19 protein-coding genes are annotated in these 25,366 nt (G+C 71.2%); 10 read left to right on the forward strand and 9 right to left on the reverse strand.

Going from position 1 to position 25,366, the window contains the following annotated elements; translation table 11 throughout:
• Window positions 1-41: 41 nt before the first annotated feature.
• The 3 genes from FQY83_RS06515 to FQY83_RS06525 form a co-directional block, all read right to left on the reverse strand.
• Window positions 42-1,307, reverse strand: a complete 1,266-nt coding sequence (locus tag FQY83_RS06515; RefSeq protein ID WP_146386242.1) for an NAD(P)/FAD-dependent oxidoreductase — start codon at window positions 1,305-1,307, stop codon at window positions 42-44.
• Window positions 1,308-1,480: 173 nt separating this feature from the next.
• The gene (tal, locus tag FQY83_RS06520) at window positions 1,481-2,428 is read right to left on the reverse strand and encodes a transaldolase (protein WP_146386244.1); all 948 of its coding nucleotides are present in this window, start codon (window positions 2,426-2,428) and stop codon (window positions 1,481-1,483) included.
• Between the two features lie 72 nt (window positions 2,429-2,500).
• Window positions 2,501-3,823 carry an MFS transporter gene (locus tag FQY83_RS06525; protein ID WP_146386246.1) on the reverse strand — a complete coding sequence of 441 codons (1,323 nt, stop codon included), beginning with the start codon at window positions 3,821-3,823 and terminating at the stop codon, window positions 2,501-2,503.
• A gap of 122 nt (window positions 3,824-3,945) precedes the next feature.
• On the opposite strand from FQY83_RS06525, the gene FQY83_RS06530 reads away from it, so the two are divergent.
• Window positions 3,946-4,686 (forward strand): NYN domain-containing protein, encoded by a 741-nt coding sequence (locus tag FQY83_RS06530; protein ID WP_146386248.1) that lies wholly within the window; start codon window positions 3,946-3,948, stop codon window positions 4,684-4,686.
• Between the two features lie 103 nt (window positions 4,687-4,789).
• On the opposite strand, the gene FQY83_RS06535 is transcribed toward FQY83_RS06530, so the two are convergent.
• Complete coding sequence (locus FQY83_RS06535; RefSeq protein ID WP_146386250.1) at window positions 4,790-6,997, reverse strand: primosomal protein N'; 2,208 nt, start codon at window positions 6,995-6,997, stop codon at window positions 4,790-4,792.
• A gap of 480 nt (window positions 6,998-7,477) precedes the next feature.
• Here FQY83_RS06535 and FQY83_RS17560 point away from each other — a divergent pair, with 480 nt between their 5' ends.
• Window positions 7,478-8,410: an RNA polymerase sigma factor sigma-70 region 4 domain-containing protein gene (locus FQY83_RS17560; protein WP_158636445.1), complete on the forward strand. Its 933-nt coding sequence runs from the start codon at window positions 7,478-7,480 to the stop codon at window positions 8,408-8,410.
• Window positions 8,397-8,981: a DUF3106 domain-containing protein gene (locus FQY83_RS17565; RefSeq protein ID WP_158636446.1), complete on the forward strand. Its 585-nt coding sequence runs from the start codon at window positions 8,397-8,399 to the stop codon at window positions 8,979-8,981. The genes FQY83_RS17560 and FQY83_RS17565 overlap by 14 nt, the downstream gene beginning before the upstream one ends.
• Before the next feature lie 168 nt (window positions 8,982-9,149).
• On the opposite strand, the gene FQY83_RS06545 is transcribed toward FQY83_RS17565, so the two are convergent.
• Both FQY83_RS06545 and FQY83_RS06550 read right to left on the reverse strand, forming a co-directional pair.
• On the reverse strand, window positions 9,150-9,458 hold the full coding sequence (locus FQY83_RS06545; RefSeq protein ID WP_146386254.1) for a DUF4286 family protein: 309 nt from the start codon (window positions 9,456-9,458) through the stop codon (window positions 9,150-9,152).
• 20 nt (window positions 9,459-9,478) lie between these two features.
• The gene (locus tag FQY83_RS06550; RefSeq protein WP_146386256.1) at window positions 9,479-10,708 is read right to left on the reverse strand and encodes a DUF3667 domain-containing protein; all 1,230 of its coding nucleotides are present in this window, start codon (window positions 10,706-10,708) and stop codon (window positions 9,479-9,481) included.
• Window positions 10,709-10,811: 103 nt separating this feature from the next.
• Between FQY83_RS06550 and FQY83_RS06555 the strand changes: the two genes are divergently transcribed.
• Together FQY83_RS06555 and sppA are read left to right on the forward strand one after the other, a co-directional pair.
• Window positions 10,812-12,203, forward strand: coding sequence for an MATE family efflux transporter (locus tag FQY83_RS06555; protein WP_146386259.1), 1,392 nt, complete (start codon window positions 10,812-10,814; stop codon window positions 12,201-12,203).
• A 55-nt stretch (window positions 12,204-12,258) separates the two neighbouring features.
• On the forward strand, window positions 12,259-14,145 hold the full coding sequence (sppA, locus tag FQY83_RS06560) for a signal peptide peptidase SppA (protein WP_146386261.1): 1,887 nt from the start codon (window positions 12,259-12,261) through the stop codon (window positions 14,143-14,145).
• A gap of 271 nt (window positions 14,146-14,416) precedes the next feature.
• Here the strand turns inward: sppA and FQY83_RS06565 are convergent, their stop codons facing one another.
• Entirely contained in the window at window positions 14,417-15,439 is a 1,023-nt protein-coding gene (locus FQY83_RS06565; protein WP_146386263.1) for a sugar kinase, read from the reverse strand.
• A gap of 197 nt (window positions 15,440-15,636) precedes the next feature.
• On the opposite strand from FQY83_RS06565, the gene FQY83_RS06570 reads away from it, so the two are divergent.
• Complete coding sequence (locus tag FQY83_RS06570; protein ID WP_146386265.1) at window positions 15,637-18,420, forward strand: TonB-dependent receptor; 2,784 nt, start codon at window positions 15,637-15,639, stop codon at window positions 18,418-18,420.
• Window positions 18,421-18,542: 122 nt separating this feature from the next.
• Here FQY83_RS06570 and FQY83_RS06575 read toward each other — a convergent pair whose 3' ends face one another.
• Together FQY83_RS06575 and FQY83_RS06580 are read right to left on the reverse strand one after the other, a co-directional pair.
• Window positions 18,543-20,132 carry a carboxylesterase/lipase family protein gene (locus tag FQY83_RS06575; RefSeq protein ID WP_146386267.1) on the reverse strand — a complete coding sequence of 530 codons (1,590 nt, stop codon included), beginning with the start codon at window positions 20,130-20,132 and terminating at the stop codon, window positions 18,543-18,545.
• A 10-nt stretch (window positions 20,133-20,142) separates the two neighbouring features.
• The gene (locus tag FQY83_RS06580; protein ID WP_146386269.1) at window positions 20,143-21,480 is read right to left on the reverse strand and encodes a pectate lyase family protein; all 1,338 of its coding nucleotides are present in this window, start codon (window positions 21,478-21,480) and stop codon (window positions 20,143-20,145) included.
• A gap of 147 nt (window positions 21,481-21,627) precedes the next feature.
• Here FQY83_RS06580 and FQY83_RS06585 point away from each other — a divergent pair, with 147 nt between their 5' ends.
• The 4 genes from FQY83_RS06585 to FQY83_RS06600 are packed head-to-tail and all read left to right on the forward strand — an operon-like array spanning window position 21,628 to window position 25,280.
• A complete protein-coding gene (locus FQY83_RS06585; RefSeq protein WP_146386271.1) occupies window positions 21,628-22,482 on the forward strand; it encodes a 2-keto-4-pentenoate hydratase in 855 nt (284 codons plus the stop codon).
• A complete protein-coding gene (locus FQY83_RS06590) occupies window positions 22,479-23,468 on the forward strand; it encodes a TRAP transporter substrate-binding protein (protein ID WP_146386273.1) in 990 nt (329 codons plus the stop codon). Before FQY83_RS06585 ends, FQY83_RS06590 begins: the two co-directional genes overlap by 4 nt.
• A 10-nt stretch (window positions 23,469-23,478) precedes the next feature.
• Window positions 23,479-23,997, forward strand: a complete 519-nt coding sequence (locus FQY83_RS06595; RefSeq protein ID WP_146386275.1) for a TRAP transporter small permease — start codon at window positions 23,479-23,481, stop codon at window positions 23,995-23,997.
• Window positions 23,997-25,280: a TRAP transporter large permease gene (locus FQY83_RS06600; protein WP_146386277.1), complete on the forward strand. Its 1,284-nt coding sequence runs from the start codon at window positions 23,997-23,999 to the stop codon at window positions 25,278-25,280. Before FQY83_RS06595 ends, FQY83_RS06600 begins: the two co-directional genes overlap by 1 nt.
• Window positions 25,281-25,366 lie beyond the last annotated feature (86 nt).

The raw sequence follows: 25,366 nt of genomic DNA on the forward strand, positions 1-25,366 counted from the left end.
ACTGCAGCGCGCGCGGCCTGCGCGATGCGCGTTCGCGTTCGTTACTTTGTATCGGAACGATCGTCGTCGCCGAGGATGATCCGCGCCGCGCGCTGGTAGCTCCAGTACGCCCAGAACCAGTTGAGCAGCACCACCAGGCGGTTGCGGAATCCGATCAGGAAAAACACGTGCGCGGTGAGCCAGAACCACCACGCCAGCAGGCCGGACAGTTTCAGGCGACCGAAATCGACCACCGCGGCCATGCGGCCGATGGTGGCGAGGTTGCCGTAGTCGCGGTAGACGAACGGCGTCGTCGTCCGGCCCGACAGGCGCGCGCGGATCGACTGCGCCACGTGCCGGCCCATCTGCTTGGCCGCGGGCGCGACGCCGGGCACGGGCTTGCCGTCCTGCTGCAGCGAGGCGAGGTCGCCGGCGACGAACAGGTCGGGATGGCCGGGTACGGTGAGGTCGGGCAGCACCGGCACGCGGCCGGCGCGGTCGAGTTCGACGCCGAGCGTGCGGCCCAGCGGCGAGGCGGCGACGCCCGCGGCCCAGACCACGGTCTTCGCGGGCACGAAGGTCTCGCCTAGGCGGTAGCCCTCGGCGGTGATGTCCGCGACCGGCGTGCCGGTGGCGACTTCGACGCCGAGTTTCTCGAGCTGTCGCCGCGCCTTTTCCGACAGGTCCTCGGGGAACGAGGACAGCACGCGCGGCCCGGCCTCGACCAGACGCACGCGCGCCTGCGCCGGATCGATGTTGCGGAACTCGTCCTTCAGCGTGTGCCGCGCGATCTCGGCCAGGGTGCCCGCGAGCTCGACGCCGGTCGGGCCGCCGCCGACGACGGCGAAGCTGAGCCAGGCCTCGCGCTCGGCGGGATCGTCGGCGGCCTCGGCGCGCTCGAAGGCGAGCAGCAACTTGCGGCGCAGGTCGAGCGCGTCGTCGAGCGTCTTCAGCCCCGGCGCGTGCGCGGCCCAGTGGTCGTTGCCGAAGTAGGCGTGGGTGGCGCCGCTGGCGAGCAGCAGGAAGTCGAAGGCGATGGCGCTGCCGTCCTCGAGTTCGACGCGCTTGCCGGCCGCGTCGATGCGCGCCACCGTCGCCATGCGCACCTCGACGTTCTTCTGCCCGCGCAGGATGTGGCGCAGCGGCGCGGCGATGTCGGGCGCGGACAGGCCGGCGGTCGCGACCTGGTAGAGCAGCGGCTGGAACAGGTGGTGGTTGCCGCGGTCGAGCAGGGTGATGCGCACCGGCGCCGACGCCAGCGCCCGCGTCGCCCAGAGGCCGGCGAAGCCGCCGCCGACGATGACGACGTGGGGCATGGGGGCGGTCATGGCGTGATTATCTCAGGATGCAGGCAAAGGCGGGGCGCCTGCGCAGGAGATCGCGAGATTCCTTTGGAACCGTCATTCCCGCGAAGGCGGGAATCCAGCGTCTTTACCGTGCATGAAAAGCAAAGACACTGGGTTCCCGCCTTCGCGGGAATGACGGTGTCGAGGTGCGTGCGTCAGCCGATCTTCGCCGCCAGCTGCGCCTCCAGCTTGCGCTGGTCGGCGGCAAAGTTGCGGATGCCCTGGGCGAGCTTCTCTGTCGCCATCGCGTCCTCGTTGTGCTGCCAGCGGAAGCCGGCCTCGTCGAGCGCGGCGGGCTGCGCGGTGCGTTCGCCGGTATCGGCCAGGGCGCGTTCGACCGGCGCGTCGGAGGCTTCCAGCGCGGCCAGCAGGTCGGGCGAGATGGTCAGCCGGTCGCAGCCGGCCAGCGCCAGCACTTCCCCGGTGTTGCGGAAGCTCGCGCCCATCACCACGGTGTCGTAGCCGTGGCGCTTGTAGTAGTGCCAGATGCCGGTGACCGATTGCACGCCCGGGTCGTCCTGCGGCGTGGCCGGCTTGTCCATGCCGTTGGCCAGGTGCCAGTCGAGGATGCGGCCGACGAAGGGCGAGATCAGGAACACGCCGGCCTCGGCGCAGGCCACCGCCTGCGCGAACGAGAACAGCAGGGTCAGGTTGCAGTGGATGCCTTCGCGCTCGAGCCGCTCGGCGGCGCGGATGCCTTCCCAGGTCGAGGCGGTCTTGATCAGCAGGCGGTCGGTGCCGATCCCGGCCTGATCGTAGAGCTCGACGAGACGGTGCGCCTTGGCGACGGTGGCCTCGGTGTCGAAGCTCAGCCGCGCGTCGACCTCGGTGGAGACGCGGCCCGGGATCAGCTTCAGGATCTCGCCGCCGATCGCCACCGCTAGCCGGTCGCAGGCATCGCCGACCTTCGCCTCGCCGCTGCCGGTCGCCTTCGCCACCGCTTCGTCGAGATGGCCGGCGTAGGCGGGCAGCGACGCGGCCTTGAGCAGCAGCGAGGGATTGGTGGTGGCGTCCATCGGCTTGAAGCGGGCGATGGCCTCGATGTCGCCGGTGTCGGCGACGACGGTGGACAGGGCGCGGAGCTGTTCGAGCTGGGTCGTCATGGGGGCGCGAGGCGGATCGATGCGGGAAGACGCCTATTGTCGCGCATCCGCCGGCGCGGCGCCGCATTGGTTTCAGCCCGTACGGTCGCGGTCGATCAGCGAGGCCTTGCGCGTGTCGGGCATCCGCAGGTAGACCAGCAGCGAGCAGCCGATGCAGGCGGTGACGTACCAGAAGAAGCCGCGCTCATGGCCGATGTCCTTGAACCACAGCGCCACGTATTCGGCGGTGCCGCCGAACAGCGCCACCGTCAGCGCGTAGGGCAGGCCGACGCCGAGGGCGCGGACCTCGACCGGGAACAGCTCCGCCTTCACCACCGCGTTGATCGCGGTGTAGCCGCTGACGATGACAAGCGCGCCGAGGATCAGCCAGAACGCCTGCGCCGGGCTCGACGCGTGCTGCAGCGCGGACAGGATCGGCCAGGTGCACAGCGTGCCGAGCACGCCGAACGCGATCAGCACCGGGCGCCGCCCGATGCGGTCCGACAGCGCGCCGACCAGCGGCTGCAGCAGCATGTACACGAACAGCGTGGAGGCGTTGATCAGGCTCGCGGTCTCGCTGGCGATGCCGGCGCTGTTGACCATGAACTTGTGCACGTAGGTGGTGTAGGTATAGAACGCCAGCGTGCCGCCCATGGTCAGGCCGACCACGGTCAACACCGCGCGCGGATGGCGCGCGAGCTCGCGCAGCGTGCCCTGGCGCGCGTTGGCCTGCTCCGACGCGCCGGCTTCGGCCTTCGCGAAGGCCTCGCTCTCGACCATGGTCCGGCGCAGCCACAGCGCCACCACCGCGGCGACCGCGCCGATGACGAACGGGATCCGCCAGCCCCAGTCGCGCAGCTGGTCGTCGGTCAGGAACACGCGCTGCAGCGCGATCAGCACGCCGAGCGCGACCAGGTGGCCCATGACGAGCGTGACGTACTGGAAGCTCGACCAGAAGCCGCGGTGCTCGCGCGTGGCGACTTCGCTCAGGTAGGTGGCCGAGGTGCCGTACTCGCCGCCGACGCTCAGGCCCTGCAGCAGCCGCGCCAGCACCAGCAGCACCGGCGCGGCGACGCCGATGCTGGCGTAGCCGGGCGTGCAGGCGATCATCAGCGAGCCGGTGCACATCATCACCACCGACAGCATCAGCGCGCGCTTGCGGCCGTGGCGATCGGCGTAGCGGCCGAGCAGCCAGGCGCCGAGCGGGCGCATCAGGAAACCGACGGCGAAGATCGCCGAGGTCTTGAGCAACTGGCTGGTGCGGTCGCCGCCGGGGAAGAACACCTCGGCGAAATACAGCGAGAACGCGGCGTAGACGTACCAGTCGTACCACTCGACGAGGTTGCCGACCGAGCCGCTGAAGATGCTGCGCAGGCGCTGCGCGGGCGTCATGGCGGCGCTGGATCGGGTCTGCATGCGGTGGTCGCGCCGGATCGGGATCGCGCGATTGTGGCCCGTCCGCGCCGCGGGATCACGCTGCGGCGCATCGCCGCCGGAACGCGCTAATCTGGAGGCCGGATCACGTCGGGAAAACCGCCATGGCGGAGGTGGAGAAGCGGATCGCGTTGTTGATCGATGCGGACAACGCGCCGGCGTCGAAGATCGACGCGATCCTCAACGAGGTCGCACGCCACGGCGTGGCCAACGTGCGCCGGGCCTACGGCAACTGGAAGAATCCCCACATCAAGTCCTGGGAAGCGGTGCTGCACGAATACGCGATCCGCCCGATCCAGCAGTTCGCGTACTCCTCCGGCAAGAACGCCTCCGACATGGCGATGGTGATCGACGCGATGGACCTGCTGTACGCCGGCAACCTCGACGGCTTCGCCATCGTGTCGAGCGATGCCGACTTCACGCCGCTGGTGATGCGCCTGCTGACCGAGGGCGTGAAGGTCTACGGCTTCGGCGAGCAGAAGACGCCGGCGCCGTTCGTCAACGCCTGCTCCAAGTTCACCTACGTCGAGGCGCTCGCCGCACCGAGCGCGGAGGCCGGGGCCGCGCCCGCGGCCAGCAAGCCCAAGACGCAGAAGCAGCTGCGCGGCGACGCCCGCCTGCTGCAGCTGCTGCGCAGCGCCGTCGAGGCGGCCGGCGACGACGACGGCTGGGCGCACCTGGGCCAGGTCGGGCACCAGATCGGCAACCAGGCCTCGCTGGACCCGCGCAACTACGGCTACCGCAAACTCAGCGACCTGGTCGAGGCGATCGGGCTGTTCGAGATCCGCCGCCAGGGGCAGATCGTCTACGTGCGCGAGAAGCCGAAGGGCAAGTCCGCGGGCTGATCCTGCCTGCGTTCCATGGAACCGTAGGTCGGGGCTACGCCCCCGACGCTTTGACCACCGATGGCCGGGCGTCGGGGGCGTAGCCCCGACCTACGCGCGGCGGTCAGTACAGGTCCACCGGATCGACGTCCAGCGACCAGCGCACCTTGCGCGCGTCGGGCAGGGCGTGGATCGCCGGCAGCGCGGCATCGAGCGCGGCATGCAGCGCGCCGCGCGCAGGCGCGGACAGCAGCAGCTGCGCGCGATGCATGCCGGCGCGCCGGGGCATCGGCGCCGGCATCGGTCCGTTGAGGTCGAGCGCGAGTCCGCTGTCGCGCAGCGCGGTGCGCGTCGCGTGCAGGAACGCCATCGGCGGCTCGGCGTGTTTCGCCTCCGCGCGCAGCAGGGCGAGGTGCGCGAGCGGCGGGAAGCCGGCGGCTTCGCGCTGCGCGAGTTCGTCGCCGGCGAAGGCGTGGTAGCCACCTTCGATCAGCGTCGCCAGCAGCGGGTGTTCGGGGTGGTGGGTCTGCAGCAGCACCTCGCCCGCGCGCTGTGCGCGGCCGGCGCGGCCGGCGACCTGGATCAGCAGCTGCGCGAGCTTCTCGTGCGAGCGGAAGTCCGCCGAGAACAGGCCTTCGTCGATGCCGACCACGCACACCAGCGTCAGGTTGGGCAGGTCGTGGCCCTTGGCCAGCATCTGCGTGCCGATGAGGATGCCGGGTCGTGCGCCGAGTCCGGCGAGCAGTGTCTCCAGCGCGTCCTTGCGCTGGGTGCTGCCGCGGTCGATGCGCAGCACGGGGACATCCGGATGGGAGCCGGCGCCGAACTTCGCCGCCAGCACTTCCTCGATGCGCTCGGTGCCCGCGCCCTGCGGCTGCAGGCCGAGGCTGGCGCAGTCGGGGCAGGCCGGCGGCGCGGGCTTGCGGTGGCCGCAGTGGTGGCACTGCAGGCGCCGGCCGTGCGCGTGCACGGTCATCGGCGAGTCGCAGCGCGGGCACTGCGCGCTCCAGCCGCAGTCGTGGCACAGCAGCACCGGCGCATAGCCGCGGCGGTTCTTGAACACCAGCACCTGGCCGCCGGCGTCGAGGGCGGCGCGGATCGCGTCGAACATCTGCGCCGACAGGCCGGCTTCGAGTGGCCGCTTGCGCACGTCGACGATGCGCACGGCGGGCGGCTTCGCCTCGCCCGCGCGATGCGACAGGCGCAGGTAGCCGTAGCGGCTGCCGGTGGTGGCGTTGTGCAGCGTCTCCAGCGACGGCGTGGCGCTGCCCAGCAGCACCGGCACCTCGAGCGCCTTGCCGCGCACGAGGGCGAAATCGCGCGCGTGGTAGCGGATACCGTCCTGCTGCTTGTAGCTGCCGTCGTGCTCCTCGTCGACCACGATCAGGCCGGCATCGGGCAGCGGCGTGAACACGGCCGAGCGCGTGCCGACAACCACCCGCGCCTCGCCGCGCCATGCGGCCGCCCAGGTGCGCGCGCGTTCGCCGTCGTTGAGGCCGGAATGGCTGGCGTGCACCGGCACGCCCAGGCGCGCGCGGAAGCGCGCCAGCAGCTGCGGGGTCAGCCCGATCTCGGGCACCAGCACCAGCGCCTGCCTGCCGCGCGCGAGGCAGTCGGCGATCGCGTGCAGGTAGACCTCGGTCTTGCCGCTGCCGGTGACGCCGTCGAGCAGCAGCGGCGCGAAGCCGCGGGCCGCGCGCAGTGTGTCGATCGCCACCTGCTGTTCTTCGTTCGGTACGGGACCGGGCTGCGGCGCCGGCGCAAGCTGCGAGGCCGGGACCGCGACGCGCTCGGCGTGGCCGCGTTTGGCCAGGGCGCGCGCGGCGGTGCGCCAGTCGTCCATCCATGCGTCGAGCGCGTCTTCGTCGCGTTCACCCTCGCGCAGCCGTTCGGCGAGCCGGCGCGGCCGGGTACCGTTGCGCAGCCGCGGCAGCGCGGTCGCGCCGGCTTCGGTCAGCCGCCAGGCCCAGGCGTGGGTGTCGGGCAGCGCTTCGCCGCGGCGCAGCGCCGCGGGCAGGGCGGTGGCCAGCACCTCGCCGAGCGGGGCGTGGGTGTAGCGGGCCAGCCAGCGCAGCGAGTCGAGCAGTTCGCCGTGGAACAGGGGGCGGTCGTCGAGCCGGTCGAGGATCGCGCGCAGCGCCGGCGCGTCGGGCGCGGGCGGATCGATCGCCGCGACCACGCCGACCAGCTCGCGCGGCCCGAAGGGCACGCGCACGCGCCGGCCGATCTCGTCGGCGCCGGCGGGACGGTCGTCCGGCGCGGCGTAGTCGAACAGCCGCGGCAGGGGCAGCGGCAGGGCGACCTGGAAGACGGGGGCGGCGGGGCTGGACACCGTCGAAGTCTAGCGATTGCGTGCCGCTGCCCGGCGCTGGTGGCCCTCGTCCACCGGCGCTTGCCGACTTGCGGGCCAGAGTTGTCCCTCGGTGGACGTTCCGCACGCAAGTCGATGGCGGACAAGGGTTTTCCCCTTATCCACAATTTGTGTGGATAAGTCTGTGCACGAGCACATGCGCACGGTGTTTTTGGCCTCGCCGTCTGCATCAAAGCCCGCCTTGGCGAAAAAAACGCCAATCCGACATTCCCAAGGAAAATCAGGCATTTGGGCGTGAAACAAAGCTTTCACATACGCCAATGGGCGTTCACGGGCCCGGCATGTGACGGTTTCGCGATGCGTGTGCACAACCTCGGCCCGCAAAAGCAGGGGTGGAACAACGAATGAGACGCCCGTCAAGCCCCTGCCGCGGAGGATGGCGCACGTATCATGGCGCGCGTCGGGCCGCCCCCGGGCCCGCAAACCGGATGGTCGTCCTCCTTGAATGATCCCGCCGCGGCGCAGGCCGCACTGACTGCCTTCCTGCGCGGCGTCGAGCGCCGCGGGGTGGTGTTCGCGCAGTGGCAGGGCGGGGGCGCGGACACCGGCGACGTGGCGCTGGCCGCCACCCTGCGCGGGTTCCGCGAGGTGGCCGGCGGCATCGCCTTCGCGGAGTGGCCGCGCCGCTTCTGGGCGATGCTGCTGGCCTCGCCGGCGTTGCGGGTGCCCGCCGGCGCCATGGCGATGGACGGCGTGCCGGGGCACCTCGCCGGGCTCGGCAGCGGACCGCGCGCGGCCTTGCTGCTGCGCCTGGTGGCGGGGCTGGCCGAATCCGAGGCCGCCGCGGTGCTCGGCATCGCCCGCCCGACCTATCGCCTGGCCCTGCAGCGCGCGCTGCCGCACCGCGACGACGGCAGCCCCGATCCCGAAGCCTGGCGCGCGCTGTCCGATGCGGCGCAGCGCGCGGTCCGCGCCGTTCCGGGCGAGCGTCTGGAGCGGATCGCGATGCTGCGCGACGGCGTGCGTCCGCGCGCGCGCAGCGTGCGCGCGGACGCCGCGGACACCGGTTCGCGCCGACGCTGGCTGTGGCCGGCGACGCTGGCGGTGGTCGCGCTCACCGCCGCCGCGCTGGCCGCGACCTGGTGGTGGCCGCGACCGGCGCCCGACGGCGGCGGCGCGCGCATCCGTACCGAAGCGCTGCCGCCGGCGTCCACGCCCGCCGCGCAGTTCGATCCCGCGACCGCGCTGCAGTCCCACCGCGACCTCGACCTGCTGCTCGCACAGGCCACCGGTGAGGCCGACGCGTTCGAGGATCCTGCCTTCGACGCCTGGCTGGTCGAGGCGCTGGCGCAAGGCGACGAAGGCCTGCTCGCGCCGCCCGAAACCTCGGACGCGGACGACAGCCCGCCGGAGCAGTTCGATGCGCCGCGCTGAGCGTCGCGGCCGGCTGCCGTGCGCGGCCCTGCTGCTGCTCGCCGCAGTCGCATTTGCGCAGCCGGCGGATGACGGCGCGCAGGCGCTGGCGTCGCTGGCGCCCGCGCAGCGCGAGGCGCTGGCGCGCCGCGTCGCCGAATGGGAGGCCTTGCCGGAAGCGATGCGCCGCGAGCGGCGCGAGGCCTGGCAGGCGTGGCGCGCGCTGCCCGCGGACGAGCGCGACCGCATGCGCGCCGCGCGCGAGGCCTGGCGCGCGTTGCCGGTCGCGGAGCAGCAGGCGCTGCGCGCGCGCTTCGATGCGCTCGACGCCGGCATCCGCCGCGGCTGGCTGCTCGGCCCGGTGCTTGGCGCCGACTGGCCGCGGCTGCACGCGCTGTTCGCGCAGGTGCCGCCGGACGAGCGCGAAGCGCTGCTGGCCGCGTTGCGCGCGCTGCCGCCGCAGGCGCGCGCGGACTTGGGCGTGCTGGCGCAGCGCACGCCGCCGCAGGATCGCGACGCCTTGCGCCATGCATTGATGTCGCAGCCGCAGGCGCAGCGCGCGGACTGGCTGCGGCGGCGCGTCGCGCCGTAGGGCGGTTTGTTTCAGGTCACGGCAACGCAAACGCGCCTGTCATCCCGAGCGTCGCGAGGGATCTTGCTTGCGCTCGCGCGCAACGTGCAGAACCAGATCCCTCGCGACGCTCGGGATGACATTGCGCTGGATGCGGCGCCATCTTCGTCTTCGCGGAAAGGCGCCGCGTCAAACGCCGGCCGACCGCAGCACGCGCCGCGAGGCGCGGAAGCGGTCGCCGAAGCGTGCGACGCCGTCGGCGCGCAGGCGCGTGGCGTGTTCGCGCAGGTAGTCGTCGAGCGCGGCCTGGTCGCGCAGCCGGTAGTGCACGCACAGCGACAGGCGGCCGGCATCGGGCGGCGTCTCGACCACCTCGAATACCTCGGCGGCGGTGAAGCCGGGAAGTGCCAGCATCGCCCCCACGTGCGCCTCGAGCCAGGCGCGGTAGTCCGCGGCGATGTCGCGATCGACCTGCACGGTCACTTCATAGAGCACCATCGCGTCGCTCCCCCCTTGGATTACATCCACACCAGGCTCGCGATCGTGGTGAACGCCGCGCCGAAGCTGAGCAGCATCGAGTAGCAGAAGCCGATCACCGCGTACTTGATCAGGGTCATCGTCCAGCCCTGGCCGTACACGCGCTTCTGCATCAGCAGCAGGTAGAGCGGCATCCAGCACCAGAGCGCGGCCTCGACCAGGTCGAACACGATCTTCAGCGCACCGCCCTGCGGGGCGAGCCAGCGCTCCAGCGCCATGGTCAGGAACACCAGCAGCAGCGACAGGCACAGGAAGGCGTGGCTGTGCAGCGCGACGATCAGGTGCTCCATGTACAGCCGGCGCTTGAACAGGTAGGCGACCTTCAGCATCAGCGCGAACAGCGGCAGCAGCACGAACAGCGTCGAGGGAACCGCGCCGAGCAGCGAATCCTTGAACAGGTCGGGGTCTTCCTGCAGCCGCTGGACGTTCTTCTCGGTGCGCGCGACCTGCCGGTTGAGCCAGTCGTTGGCGAACTGCGGCAGCCAGCCGATGCGGATCGGGTTCTTCTCCGGATCCCAGGGCGTGTCGCCGCCGAAGTTGAGCCGGTGCGGGCGCGGCACCGGCGGCGGTCCGCCGGTCTCCTCGGACCGGCGGAACGCGGCGATGCGTTCGTCGGCCTGCGCGCGGATCGCGGTCTCGGCGGCCTGCAGCGCGGCATCGGCGGTGCGCAGGCCGGTGATGGTGCCGACGTTGGCCGGCGCCGCGTGGCCTTCCGCCGCCTCGATCTTCGGCGCAAGTTCGGCGCGCTCGGCGGCGAGCCCGGCCAGCGCCTCGTCGCGCGCCTGCTCCACCTCGGCGATGTTGCGCGCGGTCTCGATCCCGCTGTCGCCGCCGAGCCGGACCGGGTTTTCGCTGCCGAAGCTGATCACCAGCCTGCCGACGAAGAAGGTCAGGATGGCGAGGAAGAAGAACAGCCGGAACGGGCTGACATAGCGGATCCGGCGCCCGGCGAAATATTCGAGTGCGAGATACCCGGGCCGGGCCAGCAGCGGCCAGAGGGTGCGCGGCGTGCGCGAGTCCCATTCGAAGACGCTGTCGAGGACGTCGCCGACCAGGCTGGAGAAGTGCCGCACCAGCCCCTTCACCGGCTGGCCGCAGGCGTAGCAGTGTTCGCCCAGCAGCGGCGTGCCGCAGTTGGCGCAGTCGCCGCGCGCTTCGGGCGCGGCGGGCAGGGCAGGCGAGGCCGCCTGCGGGTCGGACGGTGTCGTCATCGGCGTTCCGGGCAGGGGCGGTTAAGATACCGGCCGCCGCCGACCCGGCGCCAGCGCGCGACACTGGATCGCTGCCGGCCGCAGTCGCGCCTGCTCCCAGCCCATGTCTCCGCCCACCCCGCCGGCGCGCTTCCGCAGTGAAGTGCGCACCACCGCCGTGCTCGCCGCGCCCCTGGTCGCCGGGCACCTGGCCACCGGCCTGATCGGCTTCGTCGACAACGTGATCGCCGGGCGCCACGGCACCAGTACGCTGGCCGGCGTCGCGGTCGGCACGGCGATGTTCTGGCTGCCGATGATGGTGCCGATGGGCACGCTGATGGCGCTGCCGCCGTCGGTGTCGCAGCTCGACGGCGCCGGCCGCCGCGCCGAGGTCGGGCCGCTGTTCCGGCAGGCGCTGTGGCTGTCGCTGGCGCTGGGCGCGCTGCTGTTCGCCTTCCTCACCCTGTCCGAGCACGCGCTGGCGCCGATGGGCATCGCGCCCGAGGTGCGTCCGAGCGCGGCCGCGTTCCTGCACGGCATCCGCTGGGGCATCCCGGCGCTGACGCTGTACTTCTGCATGCGCTACCTGTGCGACGGCCTGCACTGGACGCTGCCGACGATGGCCTTCGGCTTCGGCGGGCTGCTGGTGCTGCTGCCGCTGGGCTATGCGCTGACCTTCGGCGCGTTCGGCCTGCCGGAGATGGGCGCGGGCGGGCTCGGCCTGGCCTCGGCGATCATGATGTGGATGCAGGTGCTCGGCTTCCTCGCCTACCTGGCGCGCGCGCGCCGGTTCGAGGCGCTGAAGCTGTTCGAGCGCTTCGATCCGCCGCGCTGGCGCGAGATCTCGGCGCTGCTCAGGACCGGCCTGCCGATCGGCGTGACCGTGGCGATGGAGGGCGGTCTGTTCATCGTGACCGCGCTGCTGATCGGCCGCATCGGCGAGCTGGAGGTGGCCGCGCACCAGATCGCGATCAACGTCGCCTCGCTGTGCTTCATGATCCCGTTCGGCGTGGCCGAGGCGACCACGGTGCGGGTCGGACACGCGGTCGGCAGCGGCCGCGGCGCGTACGGCGTGCGCCGCGCCGCGCTGGCCGGCTTCGCGCTGGTGCTGGCGACCCAGGCGCTGTCGGCGGCGGTGCTGCTGGGCGGGCACGAGGCCATCGCCGGCATCTACACGCGCGACCTGGCGGTGGCGTCGCTGGCGGGCACGCTGCTGCTGTTCGCCGCCGCGTTCCAGTTCCCCGACGGCATCCAGGTGCTCTCGGCCGGCGCGCTGCGCGGGCTCAAGGACACGCGCGTGCCGATGTTCATCGCCGCCTTCGCCTACTGGGGCGTGGGCATGCCGCTGGGCGCCGGGCTCGGGCTGGGCCTGGGCTGGGGGCCGCGCGGGATGTGGCTGGGGCTGATCGCCGGCCTGCTGGTCGCGGCGGTGCTGATGGCCTGGCGGTTCATGCACAGCAGCCGGCGCGCGGCGACGCTCGCCGTGCCACCCGGGCGGGTGACCAACGGGGCATGAAAACACCGCGCTTGCCGGGTACTCTGGCCATCCGGAACAGGGAGTTTTCGCCCAAATGAGTCAAACCAACACGCGCGGTCCGTTGCTGCGCGCCATCGTCGGCGTCTGGGACGGCATGAACTTCGTCCGCCGGCTGGTCCTGAACCTGCTGTTCTTCTTCCTGCTGCTGCTGATCCTGCTGGCGCTGGCCGGCGGCAGGGGCGGGGTGAAGCCGCTGCAGGCGCGCACCACGCTGGTGGTCGCGCCCGAGGCGCAGCTGGTCGAGCAGTACACCTCCGACCCGGTCAGCCGCTCGCTGCAGGCGAGCTTCGGCCAGGGCCCGGCGGAAGTGCAGCTGCGCGACGTGCTGAAGGTGCTGGAGTCGGCGAAGGACGACGGCAACATCGAGCGCGTGCTGCTGCGCGTGGACCGCATGGCGTTCTCCGGTTTCGCCTCGATCCGCGAGATCGGCGCCGCGATCCAGGCGCTGCGCGACTCGGGCAAGCAGGTGGTCGCGTACGGCGAACGCTTCACGCAAGGGCAGTACCTGCTCGCGGCGCAGGCCGACGAGGTCTACCTCGACCCGCAGGGCGAGATCATGCTGCTCGGCCTGAGCGGCTACCGGCAGTTCTACCGTGAGGGCCTGCAGGACAAGCTCGGCATCGACATGCACCTGTTCAAGGTGGGCGAATACAAGTCCGCCGCCGAGCCCTTCATCCGCGACGACGCCTCGCCCGAATCCAAGGAAGCCGACCTGTTCTGGCGCGGCGACGTCTGGCAGCGCTACCTCGCCGACGTCGCGCGCCTGCGCAAGACCACGCCTCAGGCACTGACCGCGAGCATCGAGTCCCTGCCCGAGGGCATCGCCGCGGTCGAGGGCGATTCGGCGCAGTACGCGGTGCGGCAGAAGCTCGTCGACGGGCTGAAGACGCGCGAGGAGGTGGAGAACCTGCTCGCCGAGCGCGGCGAGGCGGACGAGGACGCCAGCGGCGGCTTCCGCCAGGTCGGATTCTTCGACTACCTGCGCCATGCCGAGGGTCCCGCGGCCGCGGCCGACCGGCGGCCGCAGGTGGCGGTGGTGGTGGCGGAAGGCAACATCGTCGAGGGCCGCCAGCCGCCGGGCACGATCGGCGGCGACTCCACCGCCGCGCTGCTGCGCGAGGCGCGCGACGACGACGACGTCAAGGCCGTGGTGCTGCGCGTGAACTCGGGCGGCGGCTCGGCGTTCGCGTCGGAGATCATCCGGCGCGAGATCCTCGGCCTGAAGGCGGCCGACAAGCCGGTGGTGGTCTCGTTCGGCGACGTCGCCGCGTCGGGCGGCTACTGGATCAGCATGGACGCCGATCGCATCTACGCCGATCCGTCGACGATCACCGGCTCGATCGGCATCTTCGGCCTGGTGCCGACGTTCCCGCGCGCGCTGGAGAAGATCGGTGTGCACACCGACGGCGTCGCCACCACGCGCATGGCCGGCGCGTTCGACCTCAGCCGCCCGCTGTCGCCGGAAGTGGGGCAGGTGATCCAGTCCTACATCGACAAGGGCTACCGCGACTTCATCACCCGCGTCGCGCAGGGCCGCAAGCGCACGCCCGAGCAGATCGACGAGATCGCGCGCGGCCGGGTGTGGACCGGCACCCAGGCGAAGGAGCGCGGGCTGGTGGACGAGTTCGGCGGCGTCCAGGCCGCGGTCGCGGATGCCGCGGCGCGCGCGAAGCTGGGTGAGCCCGGCGACTGGCGCGTGCGCTACGTCGAGCGTCAGGCGACGCCGTTCGAGAAGTGGTTCACCGGCTTCGTGCAGGGCCGCATCGGCCAGGCCTGGCTGAAGGATTCCGACCTCGCGCAGACGCTGCTGGCGCGCGCCGCGCCGCAGGCCGGGCGCGACTTGCGCATGCTGGAACAGGTGCTCAGGACCCAGGACGGCGCGCCGGTGAAGGTGCTGGCGCACTGCTTCTGCGGGCTTTGACGCGCGGCGCTGCCGGCGGGGTGGTACTGGAAGAGGAAAAGCCCGGCGAATGCCGGGCTTTTCATTGGCGAGGGAAAAAACGCCAGCGCAACCGAGTTGAAAGAAAGTCGTCATCCCCGCGAAAGCGGGGATCCAGTGTCCTTATGCGCCAAAGTCAAAATGGATCCCCGCTTTCGCGGGGATGACGGCAAGGGGGCGGCTTTTTTTCCAGAGGATCGTTCCTTCGCAAGTTCGCGACGACGCCAGCGCATGCGCCGCGCGTTGCTGCCGCTCAGCGCTTCACGTCCAGCCGCTCGCCGCGCACCAGCGCCATCACGTCTTCGGCGTCGCACAGGTTGAAATCGCCCGGCACCGCGTGCTTCAGGCAGCCGGCGGCGTGGCCGAAGCGCAGGCTGTCGGCGTCGTCCCAGCCCGACGCCAGACCATGCAGCACGCCGGCGGCGAAGGCGTCGCCGCCGCCGATGCGGTCGACGATGCCCGGCAGTTCGCGGGGTTCGACCCGGTGCAGCGCGCCATCGCGCGTGGCCATCAGCGCGCCCAGCGCGTGGTGGTCGACGCTGCTCTGCGCGCGCGTGGTGCAGGCGATGCGCTGCAGGCGCGGGAAGGCGTCGAACGCGCGCCGCGCGGCGATCGCGAAGCGCTGCTCGTGGGTGTCCGCGGACGCGTCGTCCGCGCCGAGCACGACGTCGATGTCGCGATGATCGGCGAAGGCGATCGCGGCGCCGTCCAGTAGCGGGCGCAGGATCGATGCCGGGTCGCCATCCCAGGCCGCCCACAGCTTCGGCCGGAAATTGCCGTCGAACGACACCTGCACGCCCTGCGCGACGGCGGCGCGGACCGCGTCGGCGGCCGCGGCGGCGGTGGCCGCGCCCAGCGCCGGGGTCACGCCGGAGAGGTGCAGCCAGCCGGCGCCGCGCAGCAGGGCCGGCCAGTCGTAGCCGTCGGCCGGCGCCAGCGCGAAGGCCGAATCGGCGCGGTCGTACAGCACCTCGCTGGGGCGGTGCCCGGCGCCGGTGGCGAGGAAGTACAACCCCATCCGTCCCGCGGCCAGGTGCACCGCGCGGGTGTCCACCCCGTGCCGGCGCAGTTCGCCCAGCACGGCGCGGCCCAGGGCGTTGTCGGCCACGGTGCCGAGCATGGCCACCTCGTGCCCGAAGCGGGCCAGCGACACGCCGACGTTGGCCTCGGCGCCGCCGACGTGGACCTCCAGCCGGGGCGACTGCAGCAGCAGCTCCCGCCCGGGCGCCGCCAGGCGCAGCAGCAGTTCACCGAAACAGACGATTCGAGCGGACATGGGCACTCCCGTTGGCTCCCGGCATCATCGGCCAGTCGAGGCCTTGGGCGCTTTTTGCGGCGCAGCATGCTTGCCGGGCAAGGTTTTGTTAGGGTTTTGACCAGCGGTGTCATTCAGGCCGCGGGGCACCATCTCAAACACACGCATTCAGTCGGGCGCCGCGATGGCCGATGTCTGACTTCACCGGAGGGGAAATTATGCAAGTTGTCCGCCAGAGAAAAAAGACACCGGTTACCTTGCTGGCCGTGTCGATCGGTTTCGCGCTGCAGGCACAGGCCCTGGTCGCCATGGCGCAGGATCCGGCGCAGGCGACCGAAGCGCCGGCCGCGGCGCCTGCCGAAGACGCACAGACGTTCGACACCATGGTCGTGACCGGCTATCGCGCCAGCCTCGAACGTGCGGTGGACATCAAGCGCGGCGAAGCCGGCGTCGTCGACGCGATCGTGGCCGAGGACATCGCCGACTTCCCCGACCTCAACCTGGCCGAATCGCTGCAGCGCATCCCGGGCGTGTCGATCACCCGCGAAGGCGGCGAAGGCCGCAACATCTCGGTGCGCGGCCTCGGCCCGCAGTTCACCCGCGTGCGCATCAACGGCATCGAAGGCCTCGCCACCGGCGGCGGCACCGATACCTCCGGTGGCGTGAACCGCGGGCGCAGCTTCGACTTCAACACCTTCGCGTCCGACCTGTTCACCCAGCTCGTGGTGCGCAAGACGTCGGCGGCGGAAATCGAGGAAGGCTCGCTGGGTGCGACCGTCGACCTGCGCACCGCGCGTCCGTTCGACTACGACGGCTTCACCATGGCCATCGGCGGGCAGATGGGCTACGGCAGCCTCGCGAAGGAATACGACCCGCGCGGCACGTTCCTGATCAGCAACACCTTCGCCGACGGCCATGCCGGCGCGCTGCTGTCGATCGCCTATACCGACCGCACCGTGGTCGAGGAAGGTTCGGATACCGTGCGCTGGTGGACGGCGCAGAACACCTCCACCAACTTCTTCGCTCCGGATTCGCCGTTCCAGGCCGCGCTCGACCCGAACGTCTACCATCCGCGCATCCCGCGCTACAACCTCTACCGCCACGAGCAGGAGCGCCTGGGCATCACCGGCGCGCTGCAGTTCAAGCTGGGCGACCGCACCGAACTGGTGTTCGATGGCCTGTACGCGCGCTTCGACGCCAACCGCTGGCAGGACAACATCAACGCCGTGTCGTTCAGCCGCACCAATGCCGACGGCAAGCAGGAAACCCGGGTCCTGGACGGCGAGATCGACAGCCGCGGCAACCTGGTCTACGGCGTGTTCGACAACGTCGACATCCGCTCCGAAGGCCGCTACGACGAGCAGAACACCACGTTCACCCAGCTGACCGCGGCGCTCGAGCATGGCTTCAGCGACAGTGTGAAGCTCAATGCGCTGGTCGGCATGTCGTCGTCCGAATACGACAATCCGATCCAGACCACGGTCATCGCCGACAAGTTCAACGCGCAGGGCTTCAGCTGGGACTACCGCGGCAACAGCCGCCTTCCCGTGTTCGACTACGGCAGCGTCGATCCCACCGACACCAGTGGCTGGACGCTGGCCGAGATCCGCCTGCGCCCGCAGTGGGTCGAGAACACCTTCGATACCGCCACGATGGACCTGTCATGGGCAGCCTCGCCGTACTTCACGCTCAAGGGCGGCGTGAACTACAAGAACTACGAGTTCAAGAGCCGCGAATGGGGACGCGGCACGCCCGGCAGCGGTCGCGTGGAAACGGTGGGCGGGATCACGGTCACGCCCGACGCGCTGGCCTCGCTGATGCGCCAGTACCACATCGGCGGCTTCGGCAGCGCGGTCGTGCCGGACGTGGTGTCGTTCGCGCAGTCGCTGGGCATCCACGGCGGCACCGGTCCGTATGCCGTCCATCACTACCTCACCAATACCATCGCCAACGACCGTTCGGTCCAGGAGGAAAGCCTGGGCTTCTACGTGCAGGGCGACTTCAACTTCGACATCGGTGCGATCCCGGTGCGCGGCAACGTCGGCGTGCGTCGCGTCGAGACCGAACTGACCAGCACCGGCTGGATCAACATCACCACGCCCGGCCAGGTGGTGAACAAGTACAGCGATACTCTGCCTTCGTTCAATCTCGTCGCCGAACTCACGCCGGACCTGCTGCTGCGCGTCGCCGGCGCCGAAGTGATGACCCGGCCCAACCTCGGGTTCCTGGGCGTGGGCACCACCTTCAGCGTGGCGGGCGGTTCGCGCACGGTGACCACCGGCAATCCCAACGTCGAGCCGTTCCGCGCCAAGACCTTCGACCTCGGGCTGGAGTGGTACCTGCGCGACGGCGGCCTGGTGTCGGTCGGCCTGTTCTACAAGGACATCGACAGCTACATCCAGACCTCGCGCGAAAGCCGGCCGTTCCATACCTCGGGCCTGCCGGCCTCGCTGCTCCTGCCGGAGTGGAACGTGACCCCGGATGACGAGTTCGTGTTCCAGCAGCCCCTGAACACGCCCGGCGGCGAGCTCAAGGGCGTGGAACTGGGCTACCAGCAGCCGTTCACGTTCCTGCCCGGCTTCTGGAGCGATTTCGGCGTGCAGCTCAACTACACCTGGGTCGAATCCGAAATCCAGTACCTGTCGTCCTCCGGTGCGCCGACCGCGAAGGGACCGATGGTGGGCCTGTCGGAGAACGCCTGGAACGCGACGCTCTACTACGACAACCAGAAGTTCTCCGCGCGCATCTCCGCAGCCTATCGCGACGAGTACGCCAACCAGATCCCGGGCCGCGAAGGTACCGACCTGGAAGGCACCGCCGCCACGACCACGATCGACGCATCGCTGTCGTACAACTTCAACGACAACTTCTCGATCTCGCTCGAAGGCCTGAACCTGACCGACGAATGGTCCGACCTGTGGATGGACACGGGGCGTGACGCATCGATCGCGTACACGCATACCGGTCGCCAGTACCTGCTGGGCTTCCGCTACAAGTTCTGACGGTCCGGCGCGCGGCGGTCCTGACGGGCCGCCGCTGCGATATCTTGTCCGGAAGGGGCCCGTGCAGGGCCCCTTCTGCATATGTGCACCCTGTTCCCGGCCGGCCGGCCGCCGGGGGCGTGCTACAGCGTGCCGCGCTGGACGAAGGGCGCGCGCTGGTAGAGGCGGCGTTCGCCACCGCGCGGATCGTCCTGCATGACCGGCGCGTCGCCGAACACCATCGTCTCGCGGCGCTCGAGCGAATAGGGCTGCCAGCCCGCAGTGGCGCCGGCGCGCGGATCGCCGCTGCGCGCGAAGGCGAGCAGGGCGTCGCTCATCGCGTCGGCGACGCGCTGTGCGTCGGCCGAAGCGCCCGTGCGCGAGCCCGGTTGCGCGATGTTGTCGAACGCCAGCGCGATGTCGAGGGTGTGGAAGGCGCGCAGGCGTTCGCCTTCTTCGCCCGGCGGGTGCCAGTCGAGCTGGTAGGCCCAGGTGTTGCCGTGGCCGTCGCGCGCACGCGCTTCGAGTTCCTCCACCGCGCCGCGCCAGGAGCGGCCGGCAGTGGTGGCGGCGAAGAACACCTCGCTGGGCGTGTAGTCCGGGTACATCCGCCGGTACCCGGCGATGACCACGTCGGGCTCGATGTCGACGTACTGCTGCGCGCGCAGTTTCGCCGGCAGCGTGGCCCAGTCGAGCGCGAAGTTCGCCGGATCGTTGCCGAGGAAGGCGCGCGTCTCGTCGCGGGTGTTGCCGATCACCATCGGCACCTGCGCCGACTGCGGCGGCGCGTCCGGCCAGAACGGATGCCGCGGCAGGACGTCGCCGTCCATCACCGGGCCGAAGTAGAGCGCCGTGTCCTCTATCCGCGAGGGATCGCGCACCGACTGCGCCTGCAGCAGCACGTCGACCGGCAGCGTGCGCAGCGCATCGATGTCCGTCGCCGCCAGGCCGAGCGCTTCGAGGTAGAGGCGCGCGCGGCCGTCGGCGGCGCGCGGGCCGGCGGCGGTGACCTGCTGGCCGCTCATCGTCCAGGCACGGTGGAACAGGCCGCGCGCGGCCGGCATCGCCATCAGCGTGGCGATCTTGGCGCCGCCGCCGGACTGGCCGAACACGGTGACGTTGCCGGCGTCGCCGCCGAACGCCGCGGCGTGTTCGCGCACCCAGTGCAGCGCCTGCACCAGGTCGAGCTGGCCGACGTTGCCCGAGGCCGCGTACGCCGACCCCGCGATCCCGCGCAGGTGCAGATAGCCGAAGGCGTTGAGGCGATGGTTGACGGTGACCACGACCACGTCGCCGCGCAGGCACAGGCGCGTGCCGTCGTACAGCGGGTCGCTGCCGGAGCCGGTGTTGTAGCCGCCGCCGTGGACGTAGACCAGGACCGGACGCCTGCCGCCGTCGTGCAGCGCCGGCGTCCAGACGTTGAGGCACAGGCAGTCCTCGCTGCCCGGGCCCTCGTCGCCGCGCTGCGGGGCCGGGGCGCCGTAGTCGAACGCGTCGCGCACGCCGCGCCAGCGTGGCTCCTGCGTCGCCGGCAGGAAACGCCTCGCCGACGTGTCCGCGCCGTAGGGGATGCCACGGAACACGTGCACGCCATGCTCGCGCACACCGGCGATGCGTCCGCCGCGCACGCGTGCGAGCGCGTGCGAAGGTGTGGCGAGGATGGCGCCCGGAATCAGGCAGGCTGCGCCCGCGAGCGCGGCCCGCCGCAGGAACTGCCGTCGTGACGGCGCCATGCCGCTGCCGTCAGCGCAGCGGCTCGCCGCGCTCGTAGCCGGCGTGCGGCTCCATCGTGTCGAGGTTCCAGTCCGCCTCGACGAAGGGCTTGCGGGTTTGCGCGTACTGCGGATAACCGCCGACCTCGTCCTGGCTGTCGATGATCTCGCCGCGGCCCTCGACCACGTCGGCGACGATGCGGCGATCGATCGGGTCGCGGTTCCAGGGCGTCGCGCCGGCCTTCTCGATCACCGAGTCCTGCACCTGCGCCGAGGGCAGCAGCGCCACGCCGAACGGCAGCGCCGGCGGCGTCTTCAGCCGGTTCACCTTCACCGGCGCGGTGGTGTAGCGGCCGATCTCCGGGATGGTCGCCTCGCCGATCACGTCCACCGCCAGGTTGTCGTCGAGGTAGAGGTCGACGTCGCCGGAGCCGCCGATCATGAACAAGGCGAGCTTCTTCGTGTCGTGGCCGGCGCGCAGCACGTTGCCGCGCAGGATCATCGTGCCGGTGGCGTAGTCGTGGCCCAGCCATTCCTCGGCGATCAGGTTGTAGTGCGCCGCGCGAGTGCCCGGGTTGTAGATCAGGTTGTTGACGACCTGCCCGCTGACGCCGCCCTTGAACAGCGGGTTGCGCTCGTAGTTGTGCGCGTACAGGTTGCCGGTGATCAGGATGTCCTGGACGTGGTCGTGCACCAGGGTGCCCTTGGAGTGCTCGCCCTTGCCGTGGCTGGAATACGCCAGCCCCTCGGCGATCAGGTTGTTGCTGAAGGTGATGCGGCGCGACGTGCCCTTGCGGAAATCCTCCAGCGTGCGGCCGCCCTCGATGAAGCGCGTGCCCGACGACGACAGGCCCTCGTCGGTGCCCCAAGTCAGCGAGCAGTGGTCGACGATCACGTTCTCGGCGCGCACGGTGGAGATCGCATCGAAATCCACGCCGCTGCGCAGCGGCTTGCCGGCATCGCCCGGGCGCACGCGGATGTGGCGCACGATCACGTCGTGGGTGGCGATGTCGATGCCGCCGCGGATCAGGGTGATGCCCGGCGCCGGCGCGGTCTGGCCGGCGATGGTGAGGAAGGGTTCGGTGATGCGCAGCGTCTGCACGCCCAGGTCGATCACGCCGCCGACCTCGAACACCACGATGCGCGGCCCCTTGGCCTCGACCGCGGCGCGGAACGATCCGGGGCCGTCGGCGGCCAGGGTGGTGACGCGCAGGATCTGCCCGCCGCGCCCGCCCGGCGTGTGCGCGGCCCAGCCCTGCGCGCCGGGGAAGGCGAGGGGTTCGGCGGCGACGGCCTGCAGGGGCGCGGCCAGGCACAGCAGGCAGGCGAGGGCGGTCAGCCAGGCGGAAAGACGGCGGATCGGGGACATTCGGGCGGCTCCATCGGGGTCTGATTGTGCGGCCGGAGAGGAAATGTCCACCGGTTTGCCGCACTGCACATTGAAGATGACACCGGTTTACCTTACAAGGACATCCAGCCTGCGGCGATCTGCACCGCAACATCATCCGGAGGGGGCTTGAGCAGCGAGACGGAAACATCGACGGAAGCGGCCCGGACGGCCGCGGAGGAAGCGGTCATCGCTGCGGCCTTTGTCCAGGCGCGCCTGCGCGGGGCATCGCTGCCGGCGTTCCCCGGGGCGATCCCGGCGGACCTGGTGGCGGCGTACCACATCCAGGACCTCGCGATCGCGGACTGGCCCGACCGGGTGGTGGGCTGGAAGGTGGGCTACATCGCCGAAGGCCGGCGCGACGCGTCGGGCGACGACCGCCTGCTGGGGCCGATCTTCGCGCGCCAGCTCCACGTCGGCGCGGGCATGGCGGCGTTCCCGGTGTTCGTCGGGGGCTTCGCCGCGGTCGAGGCCGAGTACGTGCTGCGGCTGGAGGCCGACGCCCCGGCCGGCAAGCTCGACTGGACGCCGGACGAGACCGCGCAGGTGCCGGCCACGCTGCATATCGGCGTGGAAGTCGCCAGCAGCCCGCTGGCGACGATCAACGAACTGGGGCCGCGGGTGGTGGTGTCGGACTTCGGCAACAACAACGGGCTGGCGCTGGGTCCGGAGATCCGCGACTGGCGCGCGCTGCCCGAAGCCTCGCTGCTTGCCGAAACCTGGATCGACGACAAGCGTGTCGGCAGCGGCGGCGCGACCACGCTGCCCGGCGGCCTGCTCGCGGCGTACGCCTTCGCGCTGTCGCGTTCGGCGAAGCGGGGACGGCCGCTCAAGGCCGGCGACCTGATCGCCACCGGCAACGCCACCGGCATCCACGACATCCGCATCGGCCAGGTCGCGCGCGTGCGCTTCGGCGAGCAAGGCGAGATCGCCGGCCGCGCCGTGGCCGCCGCGCCGCTGTCGCCCGAGGACGGGCCGGCATGAGGCGGCGCGGCTTCGTCGCCGGACTCGGCGCCGCCTGCGCGGCCGGCCTGCTGTCCGGCCGCGGCCTGGCCGCCGACGGCGGCCGCGTGCTGACCGCGACCGACGTGCACGTGAGCAACTACCCGACGGTCGAGGCGGTGCGCTGGATCGGCGAGACCCTGGCGCGCGAGACCGACGGGCGCGTGCGCATCCGCCAGTACCACTCCGGCCAGCTCGGGCGCGAGTCCGAGGCGATCGACATGGCCCGCTACGGCGCCATCGACATCACCCGCGTCTACGGCGGCGCGCTCAACAACGCCTTCCCGCTGACGATCCCGCTGTGCCTGCCCTACGTGTTCGATTCCACCGCGCACATGCGCCACGCGCTCGATGGCGGCATCGCCGCGACGGTGCTGCAGGGCTTCGGCACGCGCGACCTGGTGGGGCTGGCGATCTACGACAGCGGCGCGCGCAGCTTCTACAACACGCGCCGTCCGCTGGTGAAGCCCGAGGACCTGCACGGGCTGAAGATCCGCGTCGCCGCCTCCGACATCTTCATCCGGCTGGTGCGCCTGCTCGGCGCCAACCCCACGCCGATGTCGCTGGGCGACACGTTCTCGGGCATGGAGACGCACATGATCGACGGCGCCGAGAACAACATGCGCAGCTTCCATTCCAGCCGCCATTTCGAGGCCGCGGCCTACTGGTCGGAGAGCGAGCATTCGCGCGCGCCGGACATCCTGCTGATCTCGCAGCGCTCGCTCGACGCGCTCGAGGCCCGCGACCGCGACCTGCTGCTGGACGCGTCGCGCGAATCGGTGAAGGTGATGCGCGAGCTGTGGGACGCCTCCGAGGCAGCGGCGCGACAGGCGGTGAGCGACGCGGGCGTCGCGTTCAACACCGTCGACACCGACGCCTTCCACGCCGCGGCGCGACCGCTGGTGGACGACTACCTGCGCGATGCCGCGATCGCCGACATCCACCGCCGCATCCGCGCCGCGGCCTGAGGACTCCACGATGCCGGAACAGACCTTGCCCGACGATGCCGCCGCGCCGCCGCCGAAGAGCGCGCTCGACCGCCTGTCCGACGCCTCGATCGCGGTCGCGGTCGTCGCCCTGCTCGGACTGGTGGTGGTGCAGGGCTGGCAGGTGTTCGCCCGCTACGTGATCAACGACTCGCCGAGCTGGACCGAGCCGGTGACGATCGTGCTGCTGGCGGCGTCGATGAGCTTCGGCGCGGCGTCGGGCGTGCACACCGGGCGCCACTTCGGCTTCTTCCTGCTGGCCGAGGCCATGCGCCCGGCGCATCGGCGGATCGTCGACACCATCGTCAACCTGGTGATCGTGGCGATCGGCGCGGTGCTGGCCGGCTGGGGCAGCGTGCTGCTGGTCGACGGCTTCGATGTGCGCATGGCGGGCGCGCCGCTGCCGCAGAGCCTGCCCTACCTGCCGCTGGTGCTGGGCGGCGCGCTGATGGTGGTGTTCGCGCTGGCGCGCGGCGCGGGGACGTGGACGAAACGGGACGGGGCGGGCTGATGGCGATTGCGTTGTTGTTCGGAGTGTTCGTGGTGCTGCTGGTGATCGGCGTGCCGGTGGCGTTCGCGCTGGCCGCGGCCTCGCTGGCGACGCTGTTCTATCTCGGCTTGCCGTCGGTGGTGCTGGTGCAGCAGGTGGGCGCGGGCATCGGCACGGCGTCGCTGATCGCGATCCCGTTGTTCATCTTTGCCGGCGAAATCATGATGCGCGGCGGCATTTCCGAACGGCTGATCGCGCTGGCCTCGGCGCTGGTCGGGCGCATCCGCGGCGGACTGGGCCAGGTCAGCATCCTGTCCTCGCTGTTCTTCGGCGGCGTGTCGGGCTCGGCGATCGCCGACGTGTCCGCGGTCGGCGGGACGATGATCCCGCAGATGGTCAAGCGCGGCTACGACCGCGATTTCGCGGTCAATGTCAGCATCACCGCGGCGCTGGTGGCGCTGCTGGTGCCGCCCTCGCACAACCTGATCCTGTACTCGGCGGCGATGGGCGGCGGCATCTCGATCGCCGACCTGTTCGCCGGCGGCATCCTGCCGGCGCTGCTGATGACGCTGGTGCTGATGGTCACCGGCTACTTCGTCGCGCGCCGCCGCGGCTACGGCGTCGAGGCGTTCCCGGGGCTGCGCGCGGTGCTGGTGCGGCTGCTGGCGGCGCTGCCGGGGCTGGGGCTGGTCGCGCTGATCTTCGTCGGTATCCGCGCCGGCATCTTCACCGCGGTGGAGAGCGCGGCGGTCGCGGTGCTGTACGCGCTGCTGGTGACGACCGTGCTGTACCGCCAGCTGCGGCTGCGCGAGTTCCTGGAGACGGTGACGCACGCCGCGCGCACCACCGGCGTGATCCTGTTCGTGATCGCCACCGCCGCGCTGTTCGGCTGGCTGCTGGCCTACCTGCAGGTGCCGGCGGCGGCGGTGAACGCGCTGCAGTCCTTCGCCGACAGCCCGCAGATGGTGCTGCTGCTGATCGTGGTGCTGCTGCTGTTGCTGGGCATCTTCATGGACCTGGCGCCGATGATCCTGATCTGCACGCCGATCTTCCTGCCGGTCGCGCGCGCCTACGGCATCGACCCGATCCACTTCGGCATGGTGCTGGTGCTGGCCGGCGGCCTGGGCCTGGTGACGCCGCCGGTGGGGTCGGTGCTGTTCGTCGGCACCGCGATCGGCAAGATCAGCATCGGCGAGAGCCTGCGCTCGATCTGGCCGTTCTGGCTGGCCGGGCTGGCGGTGCTGCTGGTGGTGGCGTTCTGGCCGCCGCTGTCGCTGTGGCTGCCGGCGCTGCTGCGCGGCTAGCAGGCGCCCCCGGTCCGGGCGTGCGGGGTGCGCCTGCCGCCGCGGCCTCCGCAATTCCCGCCGGCGCGCGCTAGACTGGACGGACA

Origin of the sequence: Luteimonas marina (genome assembly GCF_007859325.1) — a bacterium.
Lineage (GTDB): Bacteria > Pseudomonadota > Gammaproteobacteria > Xanthomonadales > Xanthomonadaceae > Luteimonas > Luteimonas marina.

Bases quoted from the DNA above. Each gene is read 5' to 3' on its own strand.
- FQY83_RS06515 (WP_146386242.1), bottom strand. From the start codon at position 1,307: ATGACCGCCCCCATGCCCCACGTCGTCATCGTCGGCGGCGGCTTCGCC.
- tal (WP_146386244.1), bottom strand. From the start codon at position 2,428: ATGACGACCCAGCTCGAACAGCTCCGCGCCCTGTCCACCGTCGTCGCC.
- FQY83_RS06525 (WP_146386246.1), bottom strand. From the start codon at position 3,823: ATGCAGACCCGATCCAGCGCCGCCATGACGCCCGCGCAGCGCCTGCGC.
- FQY83_RS06530 (WP_146386248.1), top strand. From the start codon at position 3,946: ATGGCGGAGGTGGAGAAGCGGATCGCGTTGTTGATCGATGCGGACAAC.
- FQY83_RS17565 (WP_158636446.1), top strand. From the start codon at position 8,397: ATGCGCCGCGCTGAGCGTCGCGGCCGGCTGCCGTGCGCGGCCCTGCTG.
- FQY83_RS06545 (WP_146386254.1), bottom strand. From the start codon at position 9,458: ATGGTGCTCTATGAAGTGACCGTGCAGGTCGATCGCGACATCGCCGCG.
- FQY83_RS06550 (WP_146386256.1), bottom strand. From the start codon at position 10,708: ATGACGACACCGTCCGACCCGCAGGCGGCCTCGCCTGCCCTGCCCGCC.
- FQY83_RS06555 (WP_146386259.1), top strand. From the start codon at position 10,812: ATGTCTCCGCCCACCCCGCCGGCGCGCTTCCGCAGTGAAGTGCGCACC.
- sppA (WP_146386261.1), top strand. From the start codon at position 12,259: ATGAGTCAAACCAACACGCGCGGTCCGTTGCTGCGCGCCATCGTCGGC.
- FQY83_RS06565 (WP_146386263.1), bottom strand. From the start codon at position 15,439: ATGTCCGCTCGAATCGTCTGTTTCGGTGAACTGCTGCTGCGCCTGGCG.
- FQY83_RS06570 (WP_146386265.1), top strand. From the start codon at position 15,637: ATGCAAGTTGTCCGCCAGAGAAAAAAGACACCGGTTACCTTGCTGGCC.
- FQY83_RS06575 (WP_146386267.1), bottom strand. From the start codon at position 20,132: ATGGCGCCGTCACGACGGCAGTTCCTGCGGCGGGCCGCGCTCGCGGGC.
- FQY83_RS06580 (WP_146386269.1), bottom strand. From the start codon at position 21,480: ATGTCCCCGATCCGCCGTCTTTCCGCCTGGCTGACCGCCCTCGCCTGC.
- FQY83_RS06590 (WP_146386273.1), top strand. From the start codon at position 22,479: ATGAGGCGGCGCGGCTTCGTCGCCGGACTCGGCGCCGCCTGCGCGGCC.
- FQY83_RS06595 (WP_146386275.1), top strand. From the start codon at position 23,479: ATGCCGGAACAGACCTTGCCCGACGATGCCGCCGCGCCGCCGCCGAAG.
- FQY83_RS06600 (WP_146386277.1), top strand. From the start codon at position 23,997: ATGGCGATTGCGTTGTTGTTCGGAGTGTTCGTGGTGCTGCTGGTGATC.